Raw genomic sequence first — 15,070 nt, forward strand, 5'->3', positions numbered from 1 at the left:
CTTGTTCATACGTATCTGCGTTATGAGGGGTACATTTCCTGCTTTGCAGACCTCTATCTCGCTTACGAGGGGTACCTGGTGTGGGTATAAAAGCCCAAAAATGGCTTGACGGCCACGAGGGCTGGCTATTCTCGGGGCTTTGTACTTCGGGTAGATACCCCTTGTAAGCGAGATAGATGTCCGCAGGAGTCCCGAAGTACCCCTCATAACGCAGTTAGCGCAGGATCGCGAGGGATTGGGGCGGCAGGACCAGCTCGTCCGCCTCGATCGTCGGTTCGCCGACGGCAAGGCTGATGGCGCGGGCGCGGTCAGTGTCGCCGAGATGCAGGCGCAACGTGTCCCGACCCGGGTTCATCGCCACGATGACCGAGTCGGAGGCGTCTTTCGCCGTGCGGCGATAGGCGAAGAGCCTCCCGTCGCCGGACAGCACCTCGAAACCGGCGTCGGAGGCCAGAGCCGGTGTGGCGTGGCGGAACCGCAGTACGGTCTGCATCCAGCGCCACAGCGAATCCGGGTCGGCCATGCGATCCGCAACCGTCGCCGGCGCGGACGGGCCGCCCTCTACCGGCAGGTACAGATCGGCCGGATCGCCAGCCTCGGAGAACCCGAGGTTCGTCATCCCCGCATCCCACTGCATCGGCGTGCGACTGCCGGTGCGCACGTAGCCGCCTTCCTTGGTGGGCAGCGGACGGTAGCGCATCGCGATCTCGTCGCCGTAGTAGACGAACGGGCATCCGGGCATCGTCAGCAGCATGCCGTAGGCGATCTTGAGCTCATGCTCGGTCAGGCGCTGGCCGACGCGCAGCGTGTCATGGTTCGACGTGATGAGGTCGAAGCGGCCGCCCGCGCGCTCGCAGTCGCGCAGCTGCGGCTCGTACTGCTCGAGGAAACCGCGGATCGACTCGCCCGAGTCGGCGTTGAAATAGCTGTGGTCGCCCTCGCGCACGAGCGGCGTATCGGTGTTGCGCAGCAGCATGTTGTACCCGTTCGGATTGCCGTCCCAACGCCAGTCGAGATAGAAGTCCATGTCGAAGCCGGCCTGCATCGACTCGTTGGGCCGACCCCATTCGGAGACGAACGCGGCTTCGGGGAATTCGGGGCGGATCTTCGAGAACATGTACTGCCAGGTGCGGATCGTCGCCGGCTTGCCCCAGTCGTCGTGCTTGACGAGACTGTCGGCCATGTCGACGCGGAAACCGTCGGCCCCGCGGGAGAGCCAGAAACGCATCACGTCGACCATCGCGTCGCACGTGGCGAGCGCGTCGGGACCGAGCGCGGGCTTCTGCCAGCCCTGCTTCGGGTGTGCGAAGCCGTAGTTCAGCGCCGGCTGGCATTTGAAGAAGTTGAGGATGTACGTGCCGTCGCGATCGGTCTCGCCGCCGATGAACGGCAGGCCATCGCCGCCGGAGATCCAGCAGTCGGTCCAGATGTAGCGTTCGGAGACGTGCTCGCCGGCCGCTTCGCCGGCTCCTCTCGCAACGCGATCGGCGGGATCGGGCTGCGCGCTCGCGCGGAACCATGCGTGCTCCTCGCTGGTGTGGCCGGGCACGAGGTCGAGCAGGACGTGCATGCCGCGTTCGTGCGCGGCGTCGAACAAGGCGATGAGATCGTCGTTCGTGCCGTAGCGCTCCGCGACCTTCCGGTAGTCGCGCACGTCGTAGCCGGCGTCCTTGAACGGGGAGTCGTAGCAGGGGTTGATCCACAGCGCGTTGCAGCCGAGATCTCTGATGTAGTCGAGTTTCGCGGTGATGCCGGGGATGTCGCCGATGCCGTCGCCGTTCGAGTCGTTGAATGACTGCGGGTAGATCTCGTAGAAGCATGCGTCCGCGAGCCACGCTGGGTGGCCGGCTGGGTGGTCGGGGTGATGCTCGTGCTGGTTGGTGATGTCTGCGATGTCGTTCATGGTGCCCTCCTCATTGAACACGCCGGTCGTGTCTCCAGTGTCTCGCGGTTTCCTGAAACGACTGTCAGGATACGCAAGTAATGCGAACCTTGTCAATACGGCATGAAACGCCGCAAAACGTTGAAAAATCAACATAAACACACCGACACGCGCGAAAGAAACGCAAGAAGTTTGCATACGTATGCAAAATCTCGTACACTGGTCCCAACACGAAAACACGGTCCGGCATGGTCGGCAACGAGGCTGCGGTGATCTCGCCCCATCGGCCAAGGTCGGAGCCGACGTGGGGAGTCGCATGGTGGGCGGCTCCGAAGGAAAGGAATCAACGATGATTGCACGATGGAAGAAAGCCCTTGCGGCCGTCACGGCGTGCGTGCTGTCGTTCGGCATGCTGGCCGCATGCGGCACGGCCGGCGCCGGCGCGAACGGCGGCGAGGTCGAGCGCATGACGCTCGTCGTCTGGGCCTCGCAGGAGGACCAGGTCGACTCCGACTCGTGGCTGCAGACCATGGAGAGCGAGTTCGAGAAGCGTCACCCCGAATACGACATCACATGGAAGAACCAGGTCGTCGCCTCGGCCGACGCGGCCACGATCGCCAAGCAGGACCCGACCGTCGCCGCGGACGTGTACACGTTCGCCTCCGACCAGCTCGGCACCCTGATCGACGCCGGCGCGGTCGGCCAGGTCAGTGATCCGACCATGAAGCAGCTCAAGAAGCAGACCGCCGGCAACGAGACGATGCTCAACACCGTCACCGCGCCCGACGGCAACGTGTACGGCGTGCCGCTGGCCGGCAACACCTGGTTCATGTACTACCGCAAGAGCAAGTTCACCGAGCAGGACCTCACCTCGCTCGACGCGATGCTCGCCAAGGGCAAGGTCTCCTTCCCGCTGACCAACTCGTGGTACCTGCCCGCCTTCTACATCGGCGCCGGCGGCACCCTGTTCGGCGAGGACGGCACCGACGCCGAGTCCGGCGTCCAGTTCGGCGGCGAGATCGGCGCGGCGGTCACCAATTACCTGGTCGACCTGCGCAACAACAAGAACTTCGTCAACGACAAGAACGGCTCCGGTCTGGCCGGCCTCAAGTCCGGCAAGGTCGACGTGGTCTTCACCGGCAACTGGGACGCCGCCACCGTGCGCGAGAACCTCGGCGACGACTGGGGAGTCGCCAAGCTGCCGAGCTTCAACCTCAACGGCAAGCAGGTGCAGATGCGCGCGTTCGCCGGCTCCACCGTCTACGCGTGGAACCCGTACACCAAGCACCCCAAGGCCGCCGACCAGTTCTCCGCGTTCCTGTCGAGCACCTACTCGCAGAAACGCCACTACGAGATGCGATCGGTCATCCCCTCCGACGTCGAACTCGCCTCCGAGTCGGACATCAAGAAGGACGCCGTCGCCCAGGCCCAGATGGACACCATCGCCGACACGTCCGTCGTGCAGCCGTCCATCGACCCGATGAGCAACTTCTGGGGTCCGTGCGAGAACTTCGGCAACTCCATCTACAACAAGGAAGTCACCCACGACAACGCGGCCAAGCTGACCGAACAGTGGATGAAGTCCTACGAGAACACGCTCTGACGCCGCGGACGGCCCAGCCCGCAGCAACCCTAAGTCAAGGTAGACCAGGATAAGACAAGGACAACAATCATGGAAGCAACCGTTTCCCCAACCAAGAGCGGCAAGCGCGCCCGCCGCAGGCCGGCGGACTACATCCCGCCGTCCCGCTACACCATCCGCGGCGCGGCCGGGCAGGGCGACGCCCTGACCCGACTCTCGTTCCTCGTGCTCGGCGCCGGCAACATCGCCCGCAGGCAGATCGCCAAGGGCGTCCTGTTCCTCGCCGTCGAGATCGCGTACATCGCGTACATGGCCGTCTCCGGCGTGCCGGCGCTCGCGAACCTCGTCACGCTCGGCTCGCGCACGCAGACCAAGCAGAAGATCGACGGCTATTGGTACTACGATCCGGGCGACAACTCGGTGCTGCTCATGGTCTACGGCATCGCCGCCGTGTTCATCACCGTGCTGTTCGTCGTGTTCTGGTCGTACGCCGTGCGCAGCGCGTACAAGGCGCAGCTGCTGGCCGCCGAGACCGGTTCGGCCCCGACGTTCGGCGACGATCTGCGCAACATCACCGACCGTAACGGTCAGGTGGCGTTCATGGCGCTGCCGGTGGCGGGCATCCTCGTGTTCACCGTGCTGCCGACGCTCATCATGATGTGCATCGCGTTCACGAACTACGACTCCGACCACGTCCTGCTGTTCGACTGGGTCGGCTTCAAGAACTTCGGCCAGCTGTTCAGCGCGACCGGCGAGGTCAACGCCACGCAGTTCACCTCCGTGCTCATCTGGACGCTGGTGTGGGCGTTCTTCGCGACGTTCCTCAACTTCTTCCTCGGCCTGTTCCTCGCGATGGTCATCAACCGCAAGACCACCCGGTTCAAGGGATTCTGGCGCGCGGTGTTCTCCCTGTCGATCGCCGTGCCGCAGTTCGTCTCCCTGCTGGTCATCAACCAGATGCTCCAGCCCGAGGGTGCGATCAACCGTCTGCTCATCGAATGGGGATGGATCGATCAGGCGCTGCCGTTCTTCACCGACACCACATGGGCGCGCGTGACCGTCATCGTCGTGAACCTGTGGATCGGCATCCCGTTCACGATCATGCAGATCACCGGCATCCTGCAGAACATCCCGGCCGAGCAGTACGAGGCCGCGAGGCTCGACGGCGCGAACTGGTGGCAGGCGTTCACGCAGATCACCATGCCGTACCTCGTGTTCGTGCTCACCCCGTACCTGATCACCACGTTCACCGGCAACGTGAACAACTTCAACGTGATCTACCTGCTCTCCGGCGGCAACCCCACGCCCGTGGGCGACACGGCCGGCAAAACCGACCTGCTGATCACGTGGCTGTACAAGCTCACCGTCGATCGCGGCGACTACAACCTCGGTGCCGTCATCGGCATCTTCACATTCATCACGCTTGCGGTGGTCTCGCTGATCACCTACCGTTCCAGCGCTTCCTACAAGGATGAGGGAGGATTCCGATGAGCAGCAACATGAGCGGCAACCGTTTCGATATGACTTCCGTGACGACCGCGACCGCCAAGCCGGCCGGCAACCCGTTCTGGCACGACCAGCGTAAGCGCCGCATCGTCGGCGACGTGCTGAGCCATCTGCTGCTCGCCGTGCTCGCCGTGATCTGGGTCATCCCGATCGTGTGGGTGTTCCTCGAGAGCTTCAACAAGAACCCGGGGCCGTACAACGAGACGTTCTTCCCGACCGAGTACACGCTCGACAACTACGTCAAGCTGTTCACCGACAACCACGTGCTCAACTTCCCGCGCATGTTCATGCACACGTTCGTGATCTCCGTGTTCACCTGCGCGATCAGCGTGTTCTTCGTGCTGTGCGTCGCGTTCTGCATGAGCCGCATGCGCTTCCGCTTCCGCAAGTCGTTCATGAACATCGTGCTGGTGCTGGGCATGTTCCCGGGCATCATGTCCGTCGTCGTGATCTACTTCATCCTGAAGTCCCTGGGACTGACGCAGGGCGTGGGCGTGACGATCGCGCTGATCCTCGTCTACTCGGCCGGCGCCGGCGCGGGCTTCTACGTGATGAAGGGCTACATGGACACGATCCCGATGTCCCTCGACGAGGCCGCGTACCTCGACGGATGCACCCGCTGGCAGGTGTTCACCAAGATCATCATCCCCGTGTGCAAGCCGATGCTCGTCTACCAGGCGCTGACCTCGTTCCTCGGCCCGTGGCTCGACTTCGTCATGGCCAAGGCGATCGCCCGCACGCAGGACAACTACACGGTGGCTCTCGGCCTGTACCAGATGCTCTCCCGCGAGTACCTCAACGACTGGTTCGCCCGCTTCGCCGCGGCCGCAGTGGTCATCTCCGTCCCGATCGCCATCCTCTTCATCATCATGCAGCGCTTCTACCAGGAGTCGATGACTGGAGCGGTGAAGGGATGACACCCGTGTCACTGCCGCTGGCCGTGGTCGATGCGACGCCCGCCGAGCCGGCGATGCCCTGCCCTGATTACCCCGTGTACACGGGTGACGACCTCGGTGCGATTCCCGGCGCGCACGGCACCACCTTCCGCGTGTGGGCGCCGAGCGCCTCCGGCGTCACCCTGCGACTGTTCACCGCCGGATCGGACGGGGAGTCGGTCGAGTCCGCCGAACCGTTCGAGACCCACGAACTGACCACCGGCGCGGACGGCACGTGGCTCGTGCGCTGCGACGGCGTCGGCCACGGCGTCTACTACGACTACCTCGTGCACTTCCCGAACGGCGAGACGCATCGCACCGCCGATCCGTGGGCGCGCGCCGCCGGCGTGAACGGGCGGCGCAGCATGGTCGTCGACCTCGCACGAACCGACCCGGACGGCTGGGCCGACGATCGTCGCCCGCACGTCGCCGCCAAGGATCTCGTCATCTGGGAGACGCACATCGGCGACTTCAGCGCCGACCCGGCGAGCGGCATCCCCGCCGAGCATCGCGGCACGTACCTCGCGTTCACGCACGAGGACACGAGCGTCGACGGCGAGGGCGACTTCCCGACGTGCGTCGCGTACCTGAAGCACCTCGGCGTCACCGCAGTGCAGCTCATGCCGTTCTACGACTACGGTTCGATCGACGAGTCGATTCCCCGCGACGACCCGAACCGCGGCTTCAACTGGGGCTACGATCCGCTCAACTACAACGTTCCCGAAGGCTCGTACTCGACCGACCCGTTCCACGGCGACGTGCGCATCAGGGAATGCAAGCGCATGATCCAGGCACTGCACGCGGCCGGCATCAAGGTGATCATGGACGTGGTCTACAACCACCTGTACTCGCCGGACAACTGGTTCGAGCGCATGATCCCCGGCTACGCGCTGCGCCGCCTGGCCGACGGCACCTTCGCCGACGGCTCCGGCTGCTCGAACGACGTGGCCAGCGAGCACCCGATGATGCGCAGGTACATCGTCGACTCGGTCGTCCACTGGGCGCGCGAATACCACGTCGACGGCTTCCGCTTCGACCTGATGGGCCTGATCGACGTGGACACGATGAACGCGGTCCGCACCGCGCTCGACGCCCTGCCCGACGGCGCGTCGATCCTCATGCACGGCGAGCCGTGGTCCGCCCGCGAGACCGCGCTCGACCCGAACCCAGATCACCCGGTCATCCTCGCCGACAAGCGCGGCCTGCCGTACCTCGACCCGCGCATCGGCGCGTTCTGCGATTCGACGCGCGACGCGGTCCGCGGCCACATCTTCTACCAGAAGGAACCCGGATACCTGACCGGCGCCGCCGACGATTTCGCCGACGACATCCGCCGCGCGGTCGACGCGTGGCGCGGCACGTCGCGCGAGAGCGCGAGCGTGGGGCAGGTGATCCAGTACGTCTCCGCGCACGACGACCTGACCCTGTGGGACAAGCTGTGCGCGGCGATGCGCCGCATGCCGGGGGAGCGCGACTACGCGGCCGGTGGCTCTGCCGTCGGTGAGGCCGGCGCATGCGACGACCTGATGCGCGCCAACCGCCTGGCCGCCGGCATCGTCTTCTCCTCGGCCGGCGTGCCGTTCCTGCTCGGCGGCGAGGAGTTCGCACGCACCAAGCACGGCGTCTCCGACTCGTACAAGAGCCCGGTCGAGCTTAATCGGCTCGACTGGCGTCGCGCGCGGCGACTATCCGGACTGGTCGACCACTATCGCACGCTCATCGCCCTGCGACACGGCAACCCCGCGTACTTCGGCGGCGCGCGCATGGTCGTCGAACGTGACGACGCGGCCGTCGTCTTCCGCGTCGGCGACGACTGCATCGCCATCAACCCGACCGGCAGCGCCCTGACCCAGCCGACCGTCGATCTGGAGACCCTCGGGCCGTACGATGAGGTCACGAGGATCGCGCCCGACGAATGGGCGTGCATCTACGCCTCGATCGGCGCCGACGGCGATGCGGGCTCCCGCCCCGCGCTCGCCGGCAGGGCCATGCCCCTGCCGCCCTACAGCTTCGCCGTCTGGCGCCGCCGCAAGTGATGTAAGGAGAGATGACGATGAATCAGCCGAACCGGTCGCGTGCGTCGCGCGGACTGACCTCGTTCCGACTCAAGGTGATCGGTGCGGTGTTCATGGCGTTGTCGATCGCCTCGACCACGCTCATGCCCGCGATCCTCGGCGTCTCGCTCGACGCCGGCGCGGGCATGGCGTCGATCTCCTCCGCCGACATGGTCTCCCTGACTGAAATCGTCCTGTGCGAGATCATCTCCTGGTGCGCTGTCCCGATCTACGCATGGCTGCTCGTCGACGGTTATCGTCACACGCGCGGCGTGTGGGCGTACGTCGGTCGCCTCGCCGCGCTCGCCGTTGTATGCGAGGTGCCGTACGACCTCGCGACCTCCGGCAAGGCTTTCGATATGTCGTCGCAGAACCCGGTGTGGGGATTGGTCATCGCCCTGATCGTGCTCGCCCTGCTCGACTGGACGGTGGCGCGGTTCGGCCGTGCGGCCGCACGCGTTCTCATCTCCCTAGCGATCGTGCTGGCCGGTATCATGTGGAATCTGCTGATGAACGTCGGTCTGCGCCAGCACGTCATGTACGCGGGCGCGCTGACGCTCGGCTTCGCGCTGATCTTCCGATATCTCGCCGCCCGCGAGAACACGATGATGATCACCGCCGGATTGCTCGGCGCGATGATGCTCATCGTGCCGGCCGTCGGCGTCATGTTCCTGCACTGGCGCAACGGCGAGGCCGGCTATGCGCGGCCGTGGACCAAGTGGGTGTTCTACGCCCTGTATCCGGTCATGCTGCTGGCCGGATGCGTGTTCACTGTGCTGTAGCCGCGCCTAGGCGGCGGTGTAGGGGGCGTCGGTGTCGCGTAGCACAAGCTGGGCTTCGACGGTTTCGTGGGCCTCGCCTAGCTCCTCGCCGTTGATCAGCTTCAACGCCTTGCGCGCAGCGGACCGGCCCATCGCGCGCGGATCCTGGCGCATCGTGGTCAGGCCCATCTCGCGCGCGTAGATGCTGTCGTCGAAGCCGATGATCGAGTAGTCGCGCGGCGTGCGGCGACCGTATCGCTCGAGTTTGATGATCATCGGGATCGCCATCATGTCCATCTGACAGCAGATCGCATCGGGGAACTCGCCGAGTGCGAGCAGCGCGGAAAGCGCCGAATCGACGAACTCCGGACCGCGCGGCACGCTGAGCACGCGCCAGTCGAGATCCCTGCGACGGGCGGTCGCCTCCTCGCACGCGCGGATGAAGCCGCGCCCGCGGGCGTCGATCGAGGCGTCCATATCCGTCGCCTCGGAACAGGGGTACACGATGTGGCGATGCCCCAGTCCGATCAGATGCTGCGTGGCCCTGTACATGCCCTCCTCGTCGTCGATGCTGATCGAGGCGTCGAATCCGGTGGTCGAGGGGATGTTGATGCCGATGATCGGCACGTGGATGCGCTTGAGCTGCTCCACCTCGGGCGGGTCGATCGCGAACGATGCGACGAACACCGCGTCCACGTTGCGCCTGATCGGCAGGTCCGTGAAGAACTCACGCCGATTCTCCGCCGTATCGATGTGCTGGAACAGGGAGATGTCGTAGCCCGCGGGGTGCATCACCGACTCCAGACCGGCGAACACTTCCGTGTTGAACCAGCAGGTGATCTCCTCGTTCATCAGCAGCGCCACGCGGTTCGTGCGTCCGGATTTGAGCGCCGTGGCCGATCGGGAGATGTTGAAATCGAGGCGATCGGCGATGTCGAGCACCCTGCGCCGCGTCTTGTCGGAGACGAGATCGGGGCGTGTGAACGCGCGGGAGACCGTCGAGATGGAGACGCCCGCCGCCTTGGCGACGTCATGGATATCGGCTTTGGTCATCGGGCTCTCCTCCCATCATCGCCGGAGTCAAAGAACGGTACACCATCATACTGCGAACGTTGGCAACGGTGGATCGCGTTGCAGCAAATCGTTCTCAATAAGAAACGTGTGAGGATTGACGGGTCGTCAATCGAACGTTGAGATGGCCAAAATGGCGTGATTGCGCCGTTTCGTCCGTGTGGTGATGTGTGCGGAAATGTGTGGGAGGCTCACACATTTCTTATTGAGAACGATTCGCTGCAAGTTCCCTCTCGGCGACCGGTCGAGAGGGGCAGCCCCCATTTAAAACTTGAGCAACACCCACTCAACTTTTTGTGTGGAATATGGGAATAAAACTTGCGAGTCGGAAGTTGAGTGGTGTAGGCTCAAGTTTTGGAAGGTCCGAGAGACGATCATCCGGAACTCGGGCGAAGAACGTAAGAACGAATAAGACAAAAGGAGCACACATTATGGCACGTGCAGTTGGTATCGATCTGGGCACCACGAATTCCTGCATCGCTACTCTTGAAGGCGGCGAGCCCACCGTCATCGTCAACGCCGAGGGCATGCGCACCACCCCGTCCGTGGTGGCGTTCAGCAAGTCCGGCGAGATCCTCGTCGGCGAGGTCGCCAAGCGTCAGGCCGTGACGAACGTCGACCGCACCATCTCCTCCGTGAAGCGTCATATGGGCACCGACTGGACCGTCGAGATCGACGGCAAGAAGTGGACCCCGCAGGAGATCTCCGCGCAGATCCTGATGAAGCTCAAGAGGGACGCCGAGGCGTACCTCGGCGAGCCGGTCACCGACGCCGTCATCACCTGCCCGGCGTACTTCAACGACGCCCAGCGTCAGGCCACCAAGGACGCCGGCAAGATCGCAGGCCTGAACGTCCTGCGTATCATCAACGAGCCGACGGCCGCGGCCCTCGCCTACGGCCTTGAGAAGGGCAAGGAGGACGAGCGCATCTTGGTCTTCGACCTCGGCGGCGGCACCTTCGATGTCTCCCTGCTGGAGATCGGCAAGGACGACGACGGCTTCTCCACCATTCAGGTCCAGGCCACGAACGGCGACAACCACCTCGGTGGCGACGACTGGGATCAGAAGATCATCGACTGGCTGGTCTCCGAGGTCAAGAACAAGTACGGCGTCGACCTGTCCAAGGACAAGATCGCGCTGCAGCGTCTGAAGGAAGCCGCCGAGCAGGCCAAGAAGGAGCTGTCCTCCTCGACCTCGACGAGCATCTCCATGCAGTACCTGGCCATGACCCCCGACGGCACGCCGGTCCACCTCGACGAGACGCTGACCCGCGCCCACTTCGAGGAGATGACCTCCGATCTGCTCGGTCGCTGCCGTGCGCCGTTCAACAACGTGCTGCGCGATGCGAACATCTCCGTCGGCGACATCGACCACGTCGTGCTCGTCGGTGGTTCCACTCGTATGCCGGCCGTCAAGGAGCTCGTCAAGGAGCTCACCGGCGGCAAGGAAGCGAACCAGTCCGTCAACCCGGATGAGGTCGTCGCCGTCGGCGCGTCCATCCAGTCCGGCGTCATCAAGGGCGACAAGAAGGACGTCCTGCTGATCGACGTGACTCCGCTGTCGCTGGGCATCGAGACCAAGGGCGGCATCATGACCAAGCTCATCGACCGCAACACCGCCATCCCGACCAAGCGTTCCGAGGTCTTCTCCACGGCCGAGGACAACCAGCCGTCCGTGCTGATCCAGGTCTATCAGGGCGAGCGTGAGTTCGCCCGTGACAACAAGCCGCTGGGCACCTTCGAGCTGACCGGCATCGCGCCGGCTCCGCGTGGCGTCCCGCAGATCGAGGTCACCTTCGACATCGACGCCAACGGCATCGTGCACGTGTCCGCCAAGGACAAGGGCACCGGCAAGGAGCAGTCGATGACCATCACCGGTGGCTCCGGCCTGCCGAAGGACGAGATCGACCGCATGGTCAAGGAGGCCGAGGCTCACGAGGCCGAGGACAAGAAGCGCAAGGAGGATGCCGAGACCCGCAACCAGGCCGAGGCGTTCGCCTACTCCACCGAGAAGCTCGTCAACGACAACAAGGAGAAGCTGTCCGACGAGGTGGCCAACGAGGTCACCGAGAAGGTCAACGCCTTGAAGGAGGCCCTGAAGGGCGACGACATCGAGAAGGTCAAGACCGCGCAGAGCGAGCTGATGACCTCCGCCCAGAAGATCGGCCAAGCCCTCTACGCCCAGCAGGGCGCCGAAGGTGCGGCCGGTGCCGCCGGCGCCGCGGGTGCCGGTGCCGCGTCGGGCTCCGCCTCCAACGGCGGTGACGACGACGTGGTGGACGCCGAAGTCGTGGATGACGACGACAAGGACAACAAGTAAGGTTCCGTCCGATGGCTGAATTCAACAAGGACGACTACCTGAAGGATCTGCCGGATCCCGACGACGCGCGCGACACCGCCGCGTCGTCGGCCCCGGCCGACACCCCCGCCGACGCCGCTGCCGCCAAGACCTCGACTCCCTCTGAGGAGGGAACCGGCGCGGCGGATGGCGCGACTGAGGCAGAGACCTCCAATCAGGCCGATGCCGCGGCCGCCGACAAGGACTCCGACAACACCCTGACCCCGCTGGGTCAGGCCAAGAAGGAGGCCGCCGACTACCTCGAGGCCCTGCAGCGCGAGCGCGCGGAGTTCATCAACTACCGCAATCGCGCGAAGAAGGAGCAGGAGCGCTTCCGCCAGCACGGCATCATCGACGTGCTGACCGCACTGCTGCCCGCCCTCGACGACATCGATCGCATCCGCGCCAACAGCGAGATGGACGAGTCCTTCAAGGCCGTCGCCGCGAAGATCGACAAGGCCTTCGAGAAGTTCGGCGTCGAGAAGTTCGGCGAGGCCGGCGAGGACTTCGACCCGACCAAGCACGACGCGATCCTGCACAAGCCGGACGCATCGGCCGAGAAGGAGACCGTCGACACCGTAGTGGAGGCCGGATACCGCATCGGCGACCGCGTAATCCGCGCCGCCCGAGTAGTGGTAGCCTCCCCCCAGAACTGATCCCATCCCGCCCACCCCTAAAGAGGAGTTTGTAGAAGTCAAACAGACTCCTACAAACCCCCGGTGGGCAGGAAATATGCCGGCGTGAAACGAACGTAACGCAAGTTACGCACCCAAGTGAGCGTGGGGCGGGCGAATCGCATATTGTGACCGTAAAGACTTGGCCTATTGCGCTTCGCGCAATCGTCGCGGCATAGCCGCTCCCCTCGCCTACAGACAGCCCACTGGGCTGTCTGTTTCACGGCTCGGCCCGGAGCGTGTCGCAGTATGCGATTCGCCCGCCCCACGCGACAACGCACTTACTTGTGAATAAAAACATAAAAAACAACACGAAAGGAGACATGAATGGCTGAGAACGAATGGCTGAGCAAAGACTTCTACAAAGTCCTTGGTGTCTCCAAGGACGCCACCCCCGAGCAGATCACCAAAGCCTACCGCAAGCTGGCGCGCAAGTACCACCCCGACCTCAACAAGACGAAGGAGGCGGAGGAGAAGTTCAAGGACATCTCCGAGGCCTATGACGTGTTGAGCAACAAGGATCAGCGCCAGAAGTACGATGCCATCCGCCAGTTCGGCATGGGCGGCGCCCGCTTCGCCGGCGGTTCCGGCCAGGGCGGCTTCGACGCCTCCGGATTCTCCGACATCTTCGGTTCGATGTTCGGACAGGGCTCCGGCATGGGCGGCAACGGGAACATCCGCTTCACCACGTCCGGCGGCGGCAATCCGAACCTCAACGACATCTTCTCGATGTTCGGCGGCGCGGCCGGTGCCGGGTCGCAGGGCGCGTACGGTGCTGGCCCCGGCGGCTACTCGTATGAGGAGCCTCCGACCCCGACCAAGGGCAAGGACCGCAACTCGAAGATCACCCTGACGCTTCGTCAGGCCGCCAAGGGCGCGACCGTCTCGCTGTCCGTGGACGGCTCGAAGTTCAAGACGCACATCCCCGCGGGCGTGCGCGACGGCCAGAAGATCCGTCTGGCCGGCAAGGGACACGCGGGTTTGAACGGCGGTGCGCACGGTGATCTGTACCTGCAGGTCAGCGTCAAGCCGGATTCCAAGTTCACGATGCGCGGCCATGATCTGGTGATGGATCTGCCCGTGAGCGTGGGCGAGGCCGTGGCCGGCGCGAAGGTCGAGGCCACCGATATCGACGGCGAGACCGTCACGTTCAAGGTGCCCGCCGGCTCGTCCAGCGGCACCGAGGTGAAGGTCGCCGGCAAGGGCGTGCAGGTCGGCAACACGCCGGGCGATCTCATCGGCCGCGTGATGATCCAGGTGCCGGTCAAGCCGGGTCTGGGCGTCAAGCACGCCGCCAAGGAGTTCGACAAGGCCGCGGGCGACTACATCCCGCGGTGACATGCGGCGAGGTTCCAACGGTTTGGTCCCCGCCATATTGCGCAAATCGACGAAGTACTACCCCTCAGGCCCGTTTCACGGGCCAGCTCCCCTGACAAGGGGAGTCGGAAGGATGCATGGAGGTGAATGATGGCGAGGGTTGCGCGTGAACTGCGCCAGCTGTACGCGATGTGCGCGACGGCGATCGTGCTCGGTCGCGCCGATCTCGACGGCGCCGACGAGGCCGGCTTCGATCTTGAACTGCCGGTGTTCACGATCGGGCAGGCCGCCGAAGTCGCCAACATCCACCCCCAGACGCTCCGCCAGTACGATCGCGTCGGTCTGGTCGTCCCACAGCGTACGGAGGGCGGTGCCCGCCGCTACTGTCTGCGCGACATCGACCGCCTCGTTCAGGCGCAGCGGATGATCCAGACCGAGGGCATCAACCTGTCCGGCGTGACGCGCATCCTCACGCTGCAGGAGGAGAACCGGCAGCTGCGCCGTCAGGTGCGTCGCCTGCAGACGGCCGGCGAGGAGAGCGTGTTCGCCGCCGGACGCGATGGCGACATCGTCGAGATGCAACGGTCGAACAGCGCGCGCATGTGGCGTCGCGCGATCCGCACGCAGATGCGCGAGCTGCCGGGCCGTCCGGCGCCGCGCCCGTTGCGTGGCGTGGCGCCGGACGCCGGCGACGCGTTCGGCTACGGCGATTCGCCCGACGACAAGTCGCTGGTCATCTGGCGCTGAATCGCCTGAATCGCAGATCTTTGCTGTCATTCCGTACGTCATTTCCGTACACGAGGACCGTTATTGCCGGTCCCGCGTACGGTTTTTCTATTCCTCCGCACGATTCCGGCACGTCGCGCGCGGCGACTGTCGGGCTGGTTTGGTGTGATGGAACCGATGGAAAGCCGCGAGCGTTCGCGGCCTGCACGCGACGGACGGAGGAATC

The 15,070-nt window shown here is 64.7% G+C and carries 11 protein-coding genes; 9 read left to right on the forward strand and 2 right to left on the reverse strand.

Annotated elements, in window-relative coordinates; translation table 11 throughout:
• Nucleotides 1–214 precede the first annotated feature (214 nt).
• Entirely contained in the window at nt 215–1,903 is a 1,689-nt protein-coding gene (locus BCAL_RS07275; RefSeq protein ID WP_081887347.1) for an alpha-amylase family glycosyl hydrolase, read from the reverse strand.
• Nucleotides 1,904–2,231: 328 nt separating this feature from the next.
• On the opposite strand from BCAL_RS07275, the gene BCAL_RS07280 reads away from it, so the two are divergent.
• The 5 genes from BCAL_RS07280 (at nt 2,232) to BCAL_RS07300 (ending at nt 8,741) form a co-directional block, all read left to right on the forward strand.
• Nucleotides 2,232–3,485: an extracellular solute-binding protein gene (locus BCAL_RS07280; protein ID WP_043166070.1), complete on the forward strand. Its 1,254-nt coding sequence runs from the start codon at nt 2,232–2,234 to the stop codon at nt 3,483–3,485.
• A gap of 69 nt (nt 3,486–3,554) precedes the next feature.
• On the forward strand, nt 3,555–4,955 hold the full coding sequence (locus BCAL_RS07285) for a carbohydrate ABC transporter permease (RefSeq protein WP_043166072.1): 1,401 nt from the start codon (nt 3,555–3,557) through the stop codon (nt 4,953–4,955).
• A 29-nt stretch (nt 4,956–4,984) separates the two neighbouring features.
• Complete coding sequence (locus BCAL_RS07290; protein ID WP_043166126.1) at nt 4,985–5,887, forward strand: sugar ABC transporter permease; 903 nt, start codon at nt 4,985–4,987, stop codon at nt 5,885–5,887.
• A gap of 5 nt (nt 5,888–5,892) precedes the next feature.
• Entirely contained in the window at nt 5,893–7,941 is a 2,049-nt protein-coding gene (gene pulA, locus BCAL_RS07295) for a type I pullulanase (protein WP_223847674.1), read from the forward strand.
• An 11-nt stretch (nt 7,942–7,952) separates the two neighbouring features.
• Entirely contained in the window at nt 7,953–8,741 is a 789-nt protein-coding gene (locus tag BCAL_RS07300; protein WP_052119163.1) for a TraX family protein, read from the forward strand.
• 6 nt (nt 8,742–8,747) lie between these two features.
• Here the strand turns inward: BCAL_RS07300 and BCAL_RS07305 are convergent, their stop codons facing one another.
• Nucleotides 8,748–9,773: a LacI family DNA-binding transcriptional regulator gene (locus BCAL_RS07305; RefSeq protein ID WP_043166073.1), complete on the reverse strand. Its 1,026-nt coding sequence runs from the start codon at nt 9,771–9,773 to the stop codon at nt 8,748–8,750.
• 449 nt (nt 9,774–10,222) lie between these two features.
• On the opposite strand from BCAL_RS07305, the gene dnaK reads away from it, so the two are divergent.
• The 4 genes from dnaK (at nt 10,223) to BCAL_RS07325 (ending at nt 14,865) form a co-directional block, all read left to right on the forward strand.
• Nucleotides 10,223–12,109 carry a molecular chaperone DnaK gene (gene dnaK, locus BCAL_RS07310; RefSeq protein WP_043166074.1) on the forward strand — a complete coding sequence of 629 codons (1,887 nt, stop codon included), beginning with the start codon at nt 10,223–10,225 and terminating at the stop codon, nt 12,107–12,109.
• Between the two features lie 11 nt (nt 12,110–12,120).
• Nucleotides 12,121–12,783 (forward strand): nucleotide exchange factor GrpE, encoded by a 663-nt coding sequence (grpE, locus tag BCAL_RS07315; protein WP_043166075.1) that lies wholly within the window; start codon nt 12,121–12,123, stop codon nt 12,781–12,783.
• Between the two features lie 345 nt (nt 12,784–13,128).
• Complete coding sequence (locus BCAL_RS07320) at nt 13,129–14,139, forward strand: DnaJ C-terminal domain-containing protein (protein WP_043166076.1); 1,011 nt, start codon at nt 13,129–13,131, stop codon at nt 14,137–14,139.
• Between the two features lie 129 nt (nt 14,140–14,268).
• A complete protein-coding gene (locus BCAL_RS07325) occupies nt 14,269–14,865 on the forward strand; it encodes a heat shock protein transcriptional repressor HspR (protein WP_043166131.1) in 597 nt (198 codons plus the stop codon).
• The last annotated feature ends 205 nt before the right edge of the window (nt 14,866–15,070 follow it).

The sequence above is a fragment of the Bifidobacterium callitrichos DSM 23973 genome (assembly GCF_000741175.1).
Taxonomy (GTDB): Bacteria; Actinomycetota; Actinomycetes; order Actinomycetales; family Bifidobacteriaceae; genus Bifidobacterium; species Bifidobacterium callitrichos.

Bases quoted from the DNA above. Each gene is read 5' to 3' on its own strand.
- BCAL_RS07275 (WP_081887347.1), bottom strand. From the start codon at position 1,903: ATGAACGACATCGCAGACATCACCAACCAGCACGAGCATCACCCCGAC.
- BCAL_RS07280 (WP_043166070.1), top strand. From the start codon at position 2,232: ATGATTGCACGATGGAAGAAAGCCCTTGCGGCCGTCACGGCGTGCGTG.
- BCAL_RS07285 (WP_043166072.1), top strand. From the start codon at position 3,555: ATGGAAGCAACCGTTTCCCCAACCAAGAGCGGCAAGCGCGCCCGCCGC.
- BCAL_RS07290 (WP_043166126.1), top strand. From the start codon at position 4,985: ATGACTTCCGTGACGACCGCGACCGCCAAGCCGGCCGGCAACCCGTTC.
- BCAL_RS07300 (WP_052119163.1), top strand. From the start codon at position 7,953: ATGACGATGAATCAGCCGAACCGGTCGCGTGCGTCGCGCGGACTGACC.
- BCAL_RS07305 (WP_043166073.1), bottom strand. From the start codon at position 9,773: ATGACCAAAGCCGATATCCATGACGTCGCCAAGGCGGCGGGCGTCTCC.
- dnaK (WP_043166074.1), top strand. From the start codon at position 10,223: ATGGCACGTGCAGTTGGTATCGATCTGGGCACCACGAATTCCTGCATC.
- grpE (WP_043166075.1), top strand. From the start codon at position 12,121: ATGGCTGAATTCAACAAGGACGACTACCTGAAGGATCTGCCGGATCCC.
- BCAL_RS07320 (WP_043166076.1), top strand. From the start codon at position 13,129: ATGGCTGAGAACGAATGGCTGAGCAAAGACTTCTACAAAGTCCTTGGT.
- BCAL_RS07325 (WP_043166131.1), top strand. From the start codon at position 14,269: ATGGCGAGGGTTGCGCGTGAACTGCGCCAGCTGTACGCGATGTGCGCG.